16 protein-coding genes are annotated in these 13,307 nt (G+C 64.9%); 11 read left to right on the plus strand and 5 right to left on the minus strand.

Going from position 1 to position 13,307, the window contains the following annotated elements:
- Window positions 1-11: 11 nt before the first annotated feature.
- Window positions 12-992 (minus strand): Bug family tripartite tricarboxylate transporter substrate binding protein, encoded by a 981-nt coding sequence (locus ACVIN2_RS24955; RefSeq protein WP_456769799.1) that lies wholly within the window; start codon window positions 990-992, stop codon window positions 12-14.
- 229 nt (window positions 993-1,221) lie between these two features.
- Here ACVIN2_RS24955 and ACVIN2_RS24960 point away from each other — a divergent pair, with 229 nt between their 5' ends.
- The 5 genes from ACVIN2_RS24960 to ACVIN2_RS24980 all read left to right on the plus strand — a co-directional run bounded on the left by ACVIN2_RS24960 (window position 1,222) and on the right by ACVIN2_RS24980 (window position 5,847).
- On the plus strand, window positions 1,222-3,036 hold the full coding sequence (locus tag ACVIN2_RS24960; RefSeq protein ID WP_456767590.1) for a long-chain-acyl-CoA synthetase: 1,815 nt from the start codon (window positions 1,222-1,224) through the stop codon (window positions 3,034-3,036).
- Window positions 3,037-3,176: 140 nt separating this feature from the next.
- Complete coding sequence (locus tag ACVIN2_RS24965; RefSeq protein WP_007597226.1) at window positions 3,177-3,422, plus strand: acyl carrier protein; 246 nt, start codon at window positions 3,177-3,179, stop codon at window positions 3,420-3,422.
- Window positions 3,409-4,791 (plus strand): class I adenylate-forming enzyme family protein, encoded by a 1,383-nt coding sequence (locus tag ACVIN2_RS24970; protein ID WP_456767591.1) that lies wholly within the window; start codon window positions 3,409-3,411, stop codon window positions 4,789-4,791. Before ACVIN2_RS24965 ends, ACVIN2_RS24970 begins: the two co-directional genes overlap by 14 nt.
- Window positions 4,784-5,506 (plus strand): SDR family NAD(P)-dependent oxidoreductase, encoded by a 723-nt coding sequence (locus ACVIN2_RS24975; protein ID WP_456767592.1) that lies wholly within the window; start codon window positions 4,784-4,786, stop codon window positions 5,504-5,506. The genes ACVIN2_RS24970 and ACVIN2_RS24975 overlap by 8 nt, the downstream gene beginning before the upstream one ends.
- Before the next feature lie 125 nt (window positions 5,507-5,631).
- A complete protein-coding gene (locus ACVIN2_RS24980; RefSeq protein WP_456767593.1) occupies window positions 5,632-5,847 on the plus strand; it encodes a hypothetical protein in 216 nt (71 codons plus the stop codon).
- Window positions 5,848-5,851: 4 nt separating this feature from the next.
- Here the strand turns inward: ACVIN2_RS24980 and ACVIN2_RS24985 are convergent, their stop codons facing one another.
- Window positions 5,852-6,277 (minus strand): ribbon-helix-helix domain-containing protein, encoded by a 426-nt coding sequence (locus ACVIN2_RS24985; protein WP_456767594.1) that lies wholly within the window; start codon window positions 6,275-6,277, stop codon window positions 5,852-5,854.
- 175 nt (window positions 6,278-6,452) lie between these two features.
- Between ACVIN2_RS24985 and ACVIN2_RS24990 the strand changes: the two genes are divergently transcribed.
- Window positions 6,453-7,592 (plus strand): DUF3095 domain-containing protein, encoded by a 1,140-nt coding sequence (locus ACVIN2_RS24990; protein ID WP_456767595.1) that lies wholly within the window; start codon window positions 6,453-6,455, stop codon window positions 7,590-7,592.
- Between the two features lie 4 nt (window positions 7,593-7,596).
- Here the strand turns inward: ACVIN2_RS24990 and ACVIN2_RS24995 are convergent, their stop codons facing one another.
- From ACVIN2_RS24995 to ACVIN2_RS25005, 3 genes are all read right to left on the minus strand, one after another.
- Window positions 7,597-8,031, minus strand: coding sequence for a DUF2147 domain-containing protein (locus ACVIN2_RS24995; RefSeq protein WP_247462933.1), 435 nt, complete (start codon window positions 8,029-8,031; stop codon window positions 7,597-7,599).
- A 107-nt stretch (window positions 8,032-8,138) separates the two neighbouring features.
- Window positions 8,139-9,524 (minus strand): MATE family efflux transporter, encoded by a 1,386-nt coding sequence (locus ACVIN2_RS25000; RefSeq protein WP_456767596.1) that lies wholly within the window; start codon window positions 9,522-9,524, stop codon window positions 8,139-8,141.
- Between the two features lie 82 nt (window positions 9,525-9,606).
- The gene (locus ACVIN2_RS25005) at window positions 9,607-10,134 is read right to left on the minus strand and encodes a GNAT family N-acetyltransferase (protein ID WP_456767597.1); all 528 of its coding nucleotides are present in this window, start codon (window positions 10,132-10,134) and stop codon (window positions 9,607-9,609) included.
- Window positions 10,135-10,373: 239 nt separating this feature from the next.
- Here ACVIN2_RS25005 and ACVIN2_RS25010 point away from each other — a divergent pair, with 239 nt between their 5' ends.
- From ACVIN2_RS25010 to ACVIN2_RS25030, 5 genes are all read left to right on the plus strand, one after another.
- Entirely contained in the window at window positions 10,374-10,970 is a 597-nt protein-coding gene (locus ACVIN2_RS25010) for a superoxide dismutase (protein WP_007615200.1), read from the plus strand.
- 185 nt (window positions 10,971-11,155) lie between these two features.
- Complete coding sequence (locus tag ACVIN2_RS25015) at window positions 11,156-11,767, plus strand: permease (RefSeq protein WP_456767598.1); 612 nt, start codon at window positions 11,156-11,158, stop codon at window positions 11,765-11,767.
- A complete protein-coding gene (locus ACVIN2_RS25020; protein ID WP_148775145.1) occupies window positions 11,764-12,264 on the plus strand; it encodes a hypothetical protein in 501 nt (166 codons plus the stop codon). The genes ACVIN2_RS25015 and ACVIN2_RS25020 overlap by 4 nt, the downstream gene beginning before the upstream one ends.
- Window positions 12,265-12,307: 43 nt before the next feature.
- The gene (locus ACVIN2_RS25025) at window positions 12,308-12,544 is read left to right on the plus strand and encodes a hypothetical protein (protein WP_456767599.1); all 237 of its coding nucleotides are present in this window, start codon (window positions 12,308-12,310) and stop codon (window positions 12,542-12,544) included.
- Window positions 12,545-12,546: 2 nt separating this feature from the next.
- Window positions 12,547-13,302 carry a metal ABC transporter ATP-binding protein gene (locus ACVIN2_RS25030; RefSeq protein WP_456767600.1) on the plus strand — a complete coding sequence of 252 codons (756 nt, stop codon included), beginning with the start codon at window positions 12,547-12,549 and terminating at the stop codon, window positions 13,300-13,302.
- The last annotated feature ends 5 nt before the right edge of the window (window positions 13,303-13,307 follow it).

The raw sequence follows: 13,307 nt of genomic DNA on the forward strand, positions 1-13,307 counted from the left end.
AGGCCCGCTTGCTATTGCTTCTGGATCCCCGACAGCTCCACCACCTTGCGCCAACGGTCGGTTTCCGCCGTCAGCATGCGGCCGAACTCGCTAGAATTGCCGTGCAGCGGGATTGCGCCGAGCCCGGCGATGCGGGACTTGATCTCCGCATCGGACAGCGCGGCGTTGATCTCGCGATTGAGCAGGTCGACGATCTCGCGCGGCGTGTCATGCGGGGCGCCGACGCCGTAGAATGAGCTCGTCTCGTAGCCGCTGAGCGTGTCCGCGATCGACGGTACGTCCGGCAAAATCTCCGAACGCTCGCGCGTGGTGACGCCGAGCGCACGCAATTTGCCGGCGCGCACGAGCTCGAAGGATGAAGTGACGTTGTCGAACATGCCCTGGATCTGCCCGCTCATCACGTCGGTCAATCCGGGTGCCGAGCCGCGATAGGGCACGTGGGTGAACTGCACGCCGGCCAGCGACTTGAACAGCTCGCCGGAGAGATGCAGCGACGTGCCGATGCCGGAAGAGGCGATCGACATCTTGCCGGGATTGGCCTTGGCGTAGGCAATGAAGTCGGCGACGCTGGCCACCGGCAGGTCGTTGTTGACGACCAGCACCAGCGGAATTCGCGCGACGCCGGCGACCGGCGCGATCCCCCTGGCGAAATCATACGGCAGCGCCGGATCGAACGAGGCGTTGATGGCGTTCGCGGTCGAGGTCAACAGCAGCGTGTGACCATCCGGGGCGGACGTGATCACCGCCTGCGTTCCGATATTGCTGCCGGCGCCAGGCTTGTTCTCGACGACGAAGGTCTGGCCGAGCCGGTCGGAGAGGCGCTGGCAGAGCAGCCGCGACAGCACGTCGGTGGCCCCGCCCGGCGCATAGGGCACCACCCATTTCACGCTATGCGAGGGATAGGAGGGATTCCCGATCGCAAAGGCGCGTGGCGTGGCGAGCACGGTTGCCGCAGCGGCCGCAGCCTGAATGAAATGTCGCTTGGTGATCATCATGCTCTCCAATTCACCTCGCGCCGCAAGCGGGCAAGGAGGCACGCGCAGCGCCCCGATAACTAGCTTTGCTATCGCAAGGATTGCGAGACTGCGCACGCCCATCCCACCGGTTTGGTAAAGGATGACTAGAGTTAATCACCCACTAACCCGGTTTTACCTTGTCTCTTAACACCTGGGCAGGGCGTGCGAGCTAAGCTGCCGGAACCAGCAGACACGTTCCGAAAGAATGAACGGCATGACAACCGGCGTCATCGAGCAACCGAAAGCCGCGCGCGCACCTTCGGCTTCGAAAATCTGGCTGAAGGCGATCGAGTTCACCGCACGGATCGAGACGTTGCCGGGCCGGCTGTTCGCCGATGTCGTTGACGATTGGGCGCAGCGCCAGCCCGATCGCATCGCGCTGGCCTCCGATGACGCGAGCCTCGACTATGAGGGGCTTTCAAGACGCATCAATCGTTATGCGCGGTGGGCGCGCTCGGCCGGTGTGGCCAAGGGCGATACTGTCGCGCTGATCATGCCGAACGGCATCGACTATGTGGCGGCCTGGCTCGGCATCAGTCGGGTCGGCGGCGTGGTCGCGCTGATCAATACCAAGCTCGTCGGCCGGTCGCTCGCGCATTGCATCGGTGTCGCAAGGCCCGCTCACATCATCGTCGCGCACGAACTGAAGGATGCGCTGGACGACGCGTCGCCGCACCTGAAGACGGAAGCAAAGGTCTGGACCCATGGCGATGCTCGCTGCGAGCGCGCGATCGATGTCGCGCTTGCCGCGCTTGATGACGGGCCGCTTTCGCCGGACGAGCGTGGCGACGTCACCATCGACGACCGGGCCCTGCTGATCTACACATCCGGGACGACCGGCCTGCCGAAAGCCGCCAGCATCAGCCACCGCCGCATCCTCAACTGGGGCTTTTGGTTCGCCGGCCTTACCGGCGCGACGCCGCAGGATCGGCTCTACGATTGCCTGCCGCTGTTCCACTCGGTCGGCGGCATCGTCGCGCCATGCAGCATGCTCGCCGCCGGCGGCTCGGTGGTGATCGCGGAAAAATTCTCAGCTTCGAATTTCTGGCCCGACATCGTGCGCCACGACTGTACGTTGTTTCAGTATATCGGCGAACTCTGCCGCTATCTGCTCAAGGCGCCGCCGTCGGAATACGAGAACCGGCATCGCCTGCGGCTCGTCTGCGGCAACGGCCTGCGTGGTGACATCTGGGATGATTTTCAGGCGCGTTTCGCCATTCCGCGCATCCTCGAATTCTACGCGGCGACGGAAGGCAATTTCTCGCTGTTCAACGTCGAGGGCCAGCCCGGCGCGATCGGCCGCGTTCCGCCGCTGCTCGCGCATCGTTTCCCTGCAGGCCTCGTCAAGCTCGACCCCGATAATGGTGCGCCGCTGCGCAATGCAGAGGGGTTTTGTATCCCCTGCGCGCGCGGCGAAGCCGGCGAAGCGATAGGCCGCATCGGCACGGCGGATGAGGGCGGCGGCCGCTTCGAGGGCTACACCGAGGCGAGCGAGACCGAGAAGAAGATCCTGCGCGATGTCTTTGCCAAGGGCGATTCCTGGTTCCGCACCGGCGATCTGATGCGGCTCGACGAGAAGGGCTTCTTCCACTTCGTCGACCGCATCGGCGACACCTTTCGCTGGAAGGGCGAGAACGTCGCGACTTCGGAAGTCAATGACGCCGTGCGCGACTTCAGCGGCGTGATCGACGCCACCACCTACGGCGTGAGCATCTCCGGCACCGACGGCCGCGCCGGCATGAGTGCGATCGTGGTAAACGAGGGCTTCGTCCTCGAGGCGCTGCCCGCCCATCTCGCACAGCGCCTGCCGGCCTATGCTCATCCCGTCTTCATACGCATCTCGCGCGAGCTCGATGCGACCGAGACGTTCAAGCAGAAAAAAGGCGAACTCGCGCGCGAGGGATTTGATCCGGGCGTGTTGGCCGATCCGTTGTTCATGCTGGACCCGAAGGCCGGCACCTATGTCGCGCTGGACGCGGAGACATATGCGCAAATCAACGAGGGCAGGATCCGGCTCTGATCGCACGAATATTCGGAGATAGGTCCAATTTTATCCGAATTGTCCAAGAAGCCATTTACTTCTGTCGGGTAAACAAACGGCCAAGGGAGGCGGTCATCAAGAACCGCCGCAACACGAACGACAACAGAAGCGAGCCAGCCATGTCGGTACGGTCTAAGGTCATCGAAGCGATCCAGCAGATCGCCAAGGAGCAGCACGTCGCGCTTCCCGCACTCTCTGACGATCTGTCCCTGCACGAGACGGGCTTCGACTCGCTCGCCTTCGCCATCCTGGTGGCGCGCCTCGAGGACGAGACCGGCGTCGATCCCTTCACCATCTCCGAGGACGCAGCGTTTCCCGCCACCGTGGGCGATTTCGTGCGGGCCTACGAAAATGTCCCCGCGTGAGATCTTTGCGCTTCGCGACCATCTCGGCGCGGAGCTGACGGGCCGCACGCTGTCGGATGCGCACGATGTCGTGTCGTTGACGGATATCCTGTCGCAGACGGTCCTGGGTGGCCGCCTGAGCGAGCTGTCCGGCCGCGCGGTGCTGCTGAAAGTATCCGACCAGCTCCGATCGGGCCTTGCCATGATCGAGCTCGACGGTATTGCCCGCCGCATGCTGCTGTGCCCGCCCGATCTCAACCCCGCGCATCTCGATGCGCTAATGGCGGATGCCGGGATCGATGCCGTCGTCACCGACGAGCCCGATCGCTGGGCCGCGACCGGCGTGCCGCTGGTCGTCACCGCACAACTGCCGCCTCAGGCTACCACACCGGCCAGGACTGAACGCGCTACGGAATGGCTGATGCTCACTTCGGGCACGTCGGGCGTGCCGAAGATCGTTGGCCATACGCTGGAAGCGCTCACCGGCGCCATCGTCGCCGAAGGCCCGGCGCGTGGACCCGCGCCGGTATGGGCAACCTTCTACGACATCCGCCGCTATGGCGGCCTGCAGATATTCCTCCGCGCCGTCCTCTCCGGCGGTTCGATGGTGCTGTCCGATCCGCATGAGGCGCTCGGCGATCACGTCACGCGGCTGAACGCGCGCGCCGTCTCCCACATCTCCGGCACGCCCTCGCACTGGCGCAAGCTGTTGATGAGCGGCTCGGCCGCGCAGTTCGCGCCACGCTACGTCCGCCTCTCCGGCGAGATCGCCGATCAGGCGGTGCTGGACGGCCTGAAAGCGGCGTTCCCGAATTCCTCCGTCGGCCACGCCTATGCATCAACCGAGGCCGGCGTCGGCTTTGCCGTCAATGACGGGCTGGAAGGCTTTCCGGCGGACTATCTCGGCAACCGCAATGGCGTCGAGATGAAGGTCGTCGACGGCTCGCTCCGCATCCGTTCGACGCGCTCGGCGCACGCCTATATCGGCCGCGACGCGGCTGCGCTCACCGATGCAGACGGGTATGTCGACAGCGGCGATATCGTCGAGTTGCGCGGCGACCGCTACTATTTCGTCGGCCGCCGCGGCGGCATCATCAATATCGGTGGGCTGAAAGTTCACCCCGAAGAGATCGAAGCCGTGATCAACCGTCATCCCGACGTGCGGATGTCGCGGGCGAAGTCACGCAAGAGCCCGATCACCGGCGGCATCGTCGTTGCCGACGTGATCCTCGCCGATGGCACCGATCCGGCGCGCGCGAAAGAGATCCGCGCCCAGATCCTGGATCAGTGCCGCGCACAGCTCGCGTCCCACAAGGTGCCGGCGGTGATCCGCTTCGTCGAGGCGCTCGACGTCACCCCGGCCGGCAAACTGGCGCGCACCGATGCATAATGTCCTCGTCACCGGTGGTAGCCGCGGCATCGGCCTTGCGATCGGCAGGCGGCTTGTCGATGCCGGCTACAACGTGATCGCGGCGGCGCGGCGCGAGAGCGACGAGCTCACGGCGGCGATCGCCGGGTCGGAAGGGCGCCTGCATTTCCGCGCCTGTGACCTCGCCGTGATCGACGCGATCCCCGCCTATGCCAAACTCGTGCGCGATGAATTCGGCCCGATCTACGGCCTCGTCAACAATGCCGGCCTCGGCACCGAAGGCCTGCTCGCGACCATGCACAATTCCGAGATCGAGGCGCTGGTACAGCTCAACGTGCTGTCGCCGATCATTCTCACCAAATATGTGGCGCGCCAGATGATGGCCGACGGCGCCGGTCGCATCATCAACATCTCCTCGATCATCGCGACCACCGGCTATAACGGCCTCTCCGTATACGGTGCGACCAAGGCCGCCGCCACAGGCTTCACCCGTTCGCTCGCGCGCGAGGTCGGCAAGCTCGGCATCACCGTGAACGCGATCGCGCCCGGTTTCATCGACACCGAGCTGACGCATAATCTCTCCGAAGATAGCCGCAAGCGCATCGCCGGCCGCAGCGCGCTGCGGCGCCTGCCGGAGACCGACGACGTCGCGCGCATGGTGGAATATCTGCTGGGCGAGGGCGGCCGCAACGTGACGGGTAGCGTGTTCACGGTCGACGCGGGCAACACGGCGTAGGCGGAACTCCATCGCCACAATTGCATTGATCCGGCGCAATGACATCGTCCGGATTTGGTCGTAAGATGCCGCGCAATCGATTGGCTTACGTCAATCGATCTGCCCTAATCGATAGGGAGCAGTCCATGACCGCTTCGAGCCCGGACAAGGCGTCGGCAAAGCCGTCTTCCGCACAGCAAAGCGACGTTCACGGCCAGCCCATTCACTGCCAGCCGATGTCTCATCAGAATTCCGGTGACCACGGTTACGAAATGTATCCGCAGAAATTCGTGCGTCTTGTCGGCTGCCACGACATACCTGCCTCCGAGCTGCGTAAGCGTCGGGACGAGAAGCTGCACTAGATATTCAGGTCCGGTGCTTCGGCAGGTCAATCCGTTCGTGTGAGAACTCCGGCGGGCCGTCGGTCAGACGGCGGATCCGGCGCTCGCGTTCGTCGTCAGACAGCGCAGGATCGAGCAACCCCTCGAGTTCATGCACTGCGAGCTCTTCGATCCTGGTGGCATCCGAGGCGAGCGGCTGCCCTGGCGGGAGTGCCGGGGGAGCGACCTTCAGGCCCAGCTCGACCAGCGTGCGGATAGCATCCGAGCGCGACAGGTGATGGGCTTCGGCCCAATTATCGACGGCCGCGGTCAGGCTTTCCGGCATCTTCACCGCGCTGATGGGGTCACGCCCGGTGCGCCGGCGTACCGGAGCGATGGAGTCCTTCCCGTCGAAGTCGGACACGTCGATGTTCCCGCGCAACCATGTGAGATCATCGAGACTAGACGCCATTTGCGGCCCGCTGTTTGATGCCGATCAATGACCTTCTGTGGCATTGCAGCGCGCCCTCGTATTGTTGTCCGGGTCCATTTCGGCCAATGGTTGCAAGAGTGCGCTCCGGCGAACCCGGATCGATTCTGCTACGTATGTCTTTTGGACGTGCGTCCCAACCATCCGGCATCATCCGATGACATCAGCGTTCTATAGCGGCATTCCGGTCTTTCGCGGCTTCACCAGCCTGATGGACCCAGCTTTGTATTCGCCGCTGCCGGACGATTGGAGCATCGGCGTTGCCGACATCGTGGATTCGACCAAGGCCATCGCGGCGCAGCGCTACAAGGCGGTGAACATGGCCGGTGCCGCCGTGATCGCGGCGGTGACGAACGCATTGGATGGACGCGAATTTCCCTTCGTGTTCGGCGGCGACGGCGCGAGTTTTGCGGTCGCGCCTAATGATCTCGAACTGGCCCGCGAGGCTTTGGCTGCTACCGCGACCTGGGTGCGGGAAGATCTCGACTTGCGGATGCGCGTCGCGCTGGTGCCGGTGAGCGCCATTCGCGCGCATGGCCTCGACGTGCGCGTCGCGCGCTTCGGTCCGTCGGCCAATTTGTCCTATGCGATGTTTTCTGGCGGCGGGCTCGCCTGGGCCGACGCCGCGATGAAGCGCGGCGAGTTTGCGATCACCGAAGCGCCCGCGGGCACGCAGCCCGATCTCTCCGGCCTGTCCTGCCGGTTCGAGGTGATTCCGGCTGCGCGCGGCCTGATCCTGTCGGTGCTGGTGATGCCGGCCCAAGGCGCCGATCCCTCGGCATTCCGCAAGGTGATCGAGGACATCATCCATCTCGTCGAACGCAGCCCGGATGCCGGTCGGCCCGTGCCGCCGCAAGGTCCGCCGCTGACATGGCCGCCGCAGGGGCTGGACTATGAGGCGCGCACCAAGCGCGGAGGTCCGTTGCTCGCACGCCGCGCCAGCGTGCTGGCCTATACGCTGTTCGTCTATCTGATCATGCGCTTCGATCTCAAGGTCGGCGGCTTCGTGCCGAAGCTTTATAAGCGGCAGGTCGTGGAGAACTCCGATTTCCGAAAATACGACGACGGCCTGCGCATGATCCTCGACTGTACGCCGGAACTCGAGCGTGCCCTCAGCGATCGCCTCGCGACTGCCGCGCGCGACGGCATCGTGCGTTACGGGCTCCACCAGCAGGACGCCGCGATGATGACCTGCTTCACCCCGTCGGCGCTGCGCAGCGACCACGTCCATTTCATCGACGGCGCGCGGGGCGGCTACGCCTCGGCGGCGACGGCGCTGAAGGCAATGATGGCGTGAAGCGCTAGCGCCCCGCGCGGGTCCACGTTTCGCCGCCGCAGAGCGCGCCGACGCAGCCTTCGACCCGCAGCGAATCCGCTGATGTCACCGTAACGCTGCTCGCATAGGTGCTGCCGTCATCGGCATTGTAGATCTGGCCCGACCATTTGTTCGGCCCGGAAGGCTGCATGCCACTGAACAATGGCAAGCCGATCATCGGGCGTCTGGCGAGCGCGGGATTGGGGTTCTTGCTGTCGGTGGCGGGCTGGCCGGTGGCGGTGTCGTGGGGTTCACGCAGCCAGACGACATTGCCGCAGATGCCGCCGCCGCATTTGCTGATCTTGACGCGCGCATCGCCGGCCTGGGTCAGCCAGGTCCCGTCGGCGCTCTGCGCATGGGCGGCAGTCGCGCCAAGGAGCGCAGCCAGAAGGACGATGAGAGCAGCGAATCTGGAAGTCATGGAGAGAGCCCCGAACTGGAGCGGCTCCATAGCAGCCTAGCAGGATAGTGCAACGCTGGATGGAATCACATTCCCGCGTTTATTTGGCTGCGTGCATTGACCTGTGCTCATTTGCCCCAGCGCACCAAGCCGACCGAGGCTGCGGTCGAAAGCCCGAACACCGCCATGGCGCCGCCGACCAGCGCGAACAGGGTCCAGGCCGGAGCCTGCGCCATCATGAGGGTGCCGCCGCCGATTGCGACGATCAGAAGCCGCGCGGTGGAGGCGAGCACGGGACCGCCGACGCGCGCCGCGCCTTGCGAGGAGAAATAAAGCGACACGCCCATGCCGAAGAACACGAAGGTCGGGCCGGCCCAATGGAAATAGCTGTGGGCGGCGGCGGCCACGCCGGGATCCCTGGTGAAGAGCGAAACCCACAGTGACGGATCGAGCGCGATGACGACGCCGATCAGGCCCACCGTGATTCCCGAGGCCGCGGCCGCGGTCCAGGCCACGCGCCGCGCGCGCTTCACCTGTCCGGCGCCCATCGCCATGCCGACCATCGGCACCGAGGCGATGCCGAAGGCGAAGGTGATCGGGATCAGCAGGAATTCCAGCCGCGAGCCGATGCCATAACCGGCCAGCATCTCGGTGCCGAAGGTCGCCAGGATCTTGGTGAAGATCAAAATAGTGAGCACGGTCTGGAGCGGCGACAGGCAGGCGACCGCGCCGACCTTGAGGATGTCGAAGAACAACGCGCGATCGAAATGGAAGGCGCGGAAATCCAGCGGCAGCCTGCTGCGGCCGGACCAGAGATACCAGAGGAAAAAGATCGCGGCGCAGGTGAACGCGATCAACTGGCCGGCGGCGACACCGGGCATGCCGAATTGCGGCACACCGAACAGGCCGAGCCCCAGCGTGCCGCCGAGCGCGATCTGGAGCACGCTCGTCCCGATCAGCGCCATCGAGGGCAAACGCATGTCGCCGGTGCCGCGGATCACCGACGCCAGCGTGTTGACGAGCCAGATCGCGACCGCGCCGGAGAACAGCATTTGCGAATAGCCGCTGGCTTCCTCGAGCACGCGCTCGCGCCCGCCCAGCAGCGTGAAGAACGAGCGGCCGAAGATGAGCATCGTCACCGTGAAGAAAAGCCCGCCGCAGAGGCCGATGATGGCGGCATGCAGCGCCAGCGTCGCCGCTCGGGTCCGGTCGCCTGCGCCGAGCGCGCGGCTGATCGCAGACGAGACGCCGCCGCCCATCGCGCCCGCGCTCATCATCTGCGTCAGCATGGCGAACGGAAACACCAGCGCGATCGCTGCGAGCGGGATGGTGCCGAGCCGGCCGATATAGGAGGTCTCGGCGATCGCAACCAGCGTGCTGCCGACCATCGCGATCATGTTGGGGATCGCCAGCCGCAGCAGTGTGGGCAGGATCGGTGCCGTCAGCAAGCTGGCGATGGGGGAGGCGACCGGGGCAGGCGGCGGCACGGCGTCTAGGGATGCGTCGATCGTCATGTGTCACCGCGCGGAATATTGGATGATGATCGACATATTATATGGCGTGCAGCCCCGGCACCAGCCGCGCCTCACGCAGGGCTCACCAGGGCAGGCCGCAGAGGTCGATGGTGCCCAGCGTCGGCGCGCTGACGATGTTGCAGACGTAGGGCGCCATGTGGGTGAAGCGGAGCCGCCCCTCCGGCTGCTCGCAATAGACCTCGCCCTTGAAGGGGAGCCAGCTGCGGGCCTCGTAGAACGCAAAGTTGTGCGGCTCGCAGAGCAGCAGCGCGAAGCGGACCGCCTCGTTGGCACGCATGGTATGCAGCGCGGCGTCGATCGCCATGGTCGCATAGCCGCGGCCGCGCCGGTCCTCCCGCGTGCAGACGCCGCCGATGCCGCCGATGTGAACCTTCTGCCCATTCCAGGTGACGGTGCGGAAGTAGATGCCGACGTGGCAGACGAGACCATCCTCGGGCGTCTCGATGAGCACGCGCAGGTCGGCATTGGCCCATTTGACGTGAGCCCAGGGCTGCTTCCCGACGATATCAGGTCCGAAGACCGCCTGATGCAGTGGCTCCGCCATCCGCCAGGAGGCGTCGCCGTTCAAAATGTCGATCTCGATGCTCATCGCTCTCTCTCTCGCATCTCCGCGCCGTCGGTGCGTTTCGTTCTGCCATAAGCACCTCAAAGGCAATGATATTTTACGGCCTGGTTGAAACGCCGACATCCTTGCGACGATTTTATGCAATCCGGCCAAGCCGCCGCACCACGCCCTTTTGGAAAAATTCGCGGTATTTAACGGCCACGGAACCTTCTATAAGGGGTGACCGTTAAGTCTCGTTCCCCCATCAGTCGCGGACAACACCCATGACCTTTACGCTGCCCCCACTCCCCTACGCCTATGACGCCCTCGGACAATTCATGTCGAAGGAAACACTCGAATTCCACCACGACAAGCATCATCAGGCCTATGTCACCAACGGCAACAACGCGCTCAAGGGCACCGAATGGGAAGGCAAGTCCCTTGAGGAGATCGTCAAGGGCTCGTTCGGCAAGAACCCCGCGGTGTTCAACAATGCCGGCCAGCACTACAACCACATCCATTTCTGGAGCTGGATGAAGCCCAATGGCGGCGGCACCAAGCTGCCGGGCAAAATCGAGAAGAAGATCAACGAGGACCTCGGCGGGTTCGAGAAGTTCAAGACGGACTTCCAGGCGGCCGGCGTCGGCCAGTTCGGCTCCGGCTGGTGCTGGCTCCAGGTCAAGAACGGCAAGCTCGAGATTGCCAAGACCCCGAACGGCGAGAATCCGCTGGTGCACGGCGCCACCCCGATCCTCGGCTGCGACGTCTGGGAGCACTCCTACTACATCGACTATCGCAACCGCCGTCCCGATTATCTGAAGGCGTTTGTCGAGAACCTCGTGAACTGGGAATACGTCGAGTCCCTGTTCGACAAGGCCTGAGTTAAGCCTCATCGGAATAGCGAAAGGCGGTCGCATGCGCGGCCGCCTTTTTGCTGTGCGGAATTCGCACTTCGTCTCGCATGGCCATGCGCGAGGTGCGCATCGCTCCCGTCATCGTACTGTTTGCATCGCATCTGCGGCGCCCTTAATCAGGACGGGCATCACCCTCGAGCCGAACGCGCCCGTTGTCAGAACCTTCCCCGAAAGAACCGGCGCCCGCCGAGGACGCGGACTCCGAGCCGCGGCCGGGTCGCGTGCGCAAGCCGATCGGCTGGTCGACCATCATCATCGCAGCGCTGGTGGCGGTGAGCGCAGGTCTGGTCTGGCGGCGTGACGGCACCGACGGTGTTCTCGACATCCTGACCCACGATCTCTCGCTGTTCGGCGGCATCCTGCCGCGCGTGCTGGCCGGCTGCCTGCTCGGCGCGTTCATCTCCGAGATCCTGCCGCACGAAAAAGTCTCGCGCGCGCTCGGGCCGAAATCGGGCCTGAAAGGCCTTCTGATCGGCACCGCCTTCGGCGCGATCCTGCCCGGCGGTCCCTTCACCGCCTATCCCGTGGCGAGTGCGCTGCTCGCGGTCGGCGCCGATTTCGGTGCCACCATCGCCATGGTCGTGAGCTGGACCTTGATCGGCTATGGCCGGGCCGTGGCCTGGGAGATCCCGATCATGGGCACCGACTTCACGCTGTGGCGCATCGTCATCTCGCTGCCATTGCCGGTGCTCGCAGGCGCGCTCGGCCGCTTCGTCTACGTCCGGCTTTATCCGAAGCCGGCCATCAAGGACGACGAGAATTGAGCGCCGCGCTTCTGATCGACATCCTGTTGTGGGGCTCGGTGTTCGGCGTTGGCCTGATCGCCTTTCGCCGCGGCCCACCGGTGTTCAAGGCCTCGCTGCGCGAAGGCTCGATGGACTTCATCAACATCGTGCCGCGGATCGCGCTGGGGGTGATCGGCTCCGGCTACATCGCCGCCATCATCCCGCAGGAGGTGATCAGCGGCTGGCTCGGCCCGGATAGCGGCTGGCTTGGGGTCGCGACTGCCGTGGTCGCCGGGGCCGCGACCCCCGGCGGCCCGGTGATCGGGTTCTCCATCGGTACGGTGGCGCTGAAATCGGGCGGTGGGGTGCCGCAGGTGGTGGCCTATGTCGTCGCCTGGGCGCTGTTTGCCTTCCAGCGGGTGATTTTGTGGGAGATTCCGTTCATGCCGGCCCGTTTCGTCTGGTTCCGCTGTGCGGTTTCGGTGCCGTTCCCGTTCGTCGCCGCCGCCATCGCCATGGTGATCGGCAAGCCCTGAGCCCGGCGTGGACAGGGGTAATGTTATAATATAACGTTTCGGCATGGTTCCCTCCGCGTCCCCAGCCCATCAACACGACCATGCTCATGGCCATTCCCATGATCACGGGCATTCGCACGGACACGATCACACCCACGCACACGTCCACGATGCGGCCTCTCCGCATCCGGCTCAGGCGGCGCACTGGTCGATCCTGCGCATGACGATGGCCGCCCGCCTCGCGGCCGCGCTCGCGGTCTGCGCCGTGCTTTGGGGCGTGGTCTTTCTGGCGATGAGGTGACCATGGCGGCGCTGCATTTTCACAACGTCACGCTCGGCTATGACCGTCATCCGGCAGTGCACCATCTCAATGGTGAGGTCGCGCCGGGTGCGTTGCTGGCCGTGATCGGCCCGAACGGCGCCGGCAAGTCGACGCTGCTGCGGGGCATCGTCGGCATCCTCAGGCCGCTCGACGGCAGCATCCATCTCGGCGGGCTCGACAGCCGCGATATCGCCTATCTGCCGCAGAGTGCGGAGATCGACCGCAGCTTCCCGATCTCGGTGCTGGACTTCGTTGCCACCGGACTGTGGCGCGGGACCGGCCTGTTCGGCGGCATCGGCAAGGCGGCGCGCGAAAAGATCCTCCGCGCGATCGCTTCCGTCGGCCTCAACGGCTTCGAAAACCGCCCGATCGGCACACTCTCGGGCGGCCAGATGCAGCGCGTGCTGTTCGCCCGCGTACTGCTCCAGGACGCGCGGCTGATCGTGCTCGACGAACCCTTCAACGCCATCGACAGCAAGACCACGGCCGATCTGCTGACGCTGGTGAAGCACTGGCATGGCGAGGGCCGCACCGTGCTCGCCGCACTGCACGACATGGAGATGGTGCGCACCCATTTCAGCGAGACGCTGGTGCTGGCGCGCGGCCCCGTGGCGTGGGGGCCGACGGCGGAGGTGCTGACGCCGGAAAACCTGATGGTCGCAATGCGGATGTGCGAAGCCTTCGACGACAGCGCCGCCGCCTGCTCGGCCGATGATGCCGGCTCACGGGCGGCTTGATATCC

The organism is Bradyrhizobium sp. USDA 3650, from assembly GCF_054057395.1.

Coding starts and splice junctions, on each gene's coding strand:
- ACVIN2_RS25010 (WP_007615200.1), top strand. CDS start 10,374: ATGACCTTTACGCTGCCCCCACTCCCCTACGCCTATGACGCCCTCGGA.
- ACVIN2_RS24965 (WP_007597226.1), top strand. CDS start 3,177: ATGTCGGTACGGTCTAAGGTCATCGAAGCGATCCAGCAGATCGCCAAG.
- ACVIN2_RS25030 (WP_456767600.1), top strand. CDS start 12,547: ATGGCGGCGCTGCATTTTCACAACGTCACGCTCGGCTATGACCGTCAT.
- ACVIN2_RS24955 (WP_456769799.1), bottom strand. CDS start 992: ATGATCACCAAGCGACATTTCATTCAGGCTGCGGCCGCTGCGGCAACC.
- ACVIN2_RS25025 (WP_456767599.1), top strand. CDS start 12,308: ATGGTTCCCTCCGCGTCCCCAGCCCATCAACACGACCATGCTCATGGC.
- ACVIN2_RS24985 (WP_456767594.1), bottom strand. CDS start 6,277: ATGGCGTCTAGTCTCGATGATCTCACATGGTTGCGCGGGAACATCGAC.
- ACVIN2_RS24970 (WP_456767591.1), top strand. CDS start 3,409: ATGTCCCCGCGTGAGATCTTTGCGCTTCGCGACCATCTCGGCGCGGAG.
- ACVIN2_RS24990 (WP_456767595.1), top strand. CDS start 6,453: ATGACATCAGCGTTCTATAGCGGCATTCCGGTCTTTCGCGGCTTCACC.
- ACVIN2_RS24975 (WP_456767592.1), top strand. CDS start 4,784: ATGCATAATGTCCTCGTCACCGGTGGTAGCCGCGGCATCGGCCTTGCG.
- ACVIN2_RS24995 (WP_247462933.1), bottom strand. CDS start 8,031: ATGACTTCCAGATTCGCTGCTCTCATCGTCCTTCTGGCTGCGCTCCTT.
- ACVIN2_RS25000 (WP_456767596.1), bottom strand. CDS start 9,524: ATGACGATCGACGCATCCCTAGACGCCGTGCCGCCGCCTGCCCCGGTC.
- ACVIN2_RS25005 (WP_456767597.1), bottom strand. CDS start 10,134: ATGAGCATCGAGATCGACATTTTGAACGGCGACGCCTCCTGGCGGATG.
- ACVIN2_RS24960 (WP_456767590.1), top strand. CDS start 1,222: ATGAACGGCATGACAACCGGCGTCATCGAGCAACCGAAAGCCGCGCGC.
- ACVIN2_RS24980 (WP_456767593.1), top strand. CDS start 5,632: ATGACCGCTTCGAGCCCGGACAAGGCGTCGGCAAAGCCGTCTTCCGCA.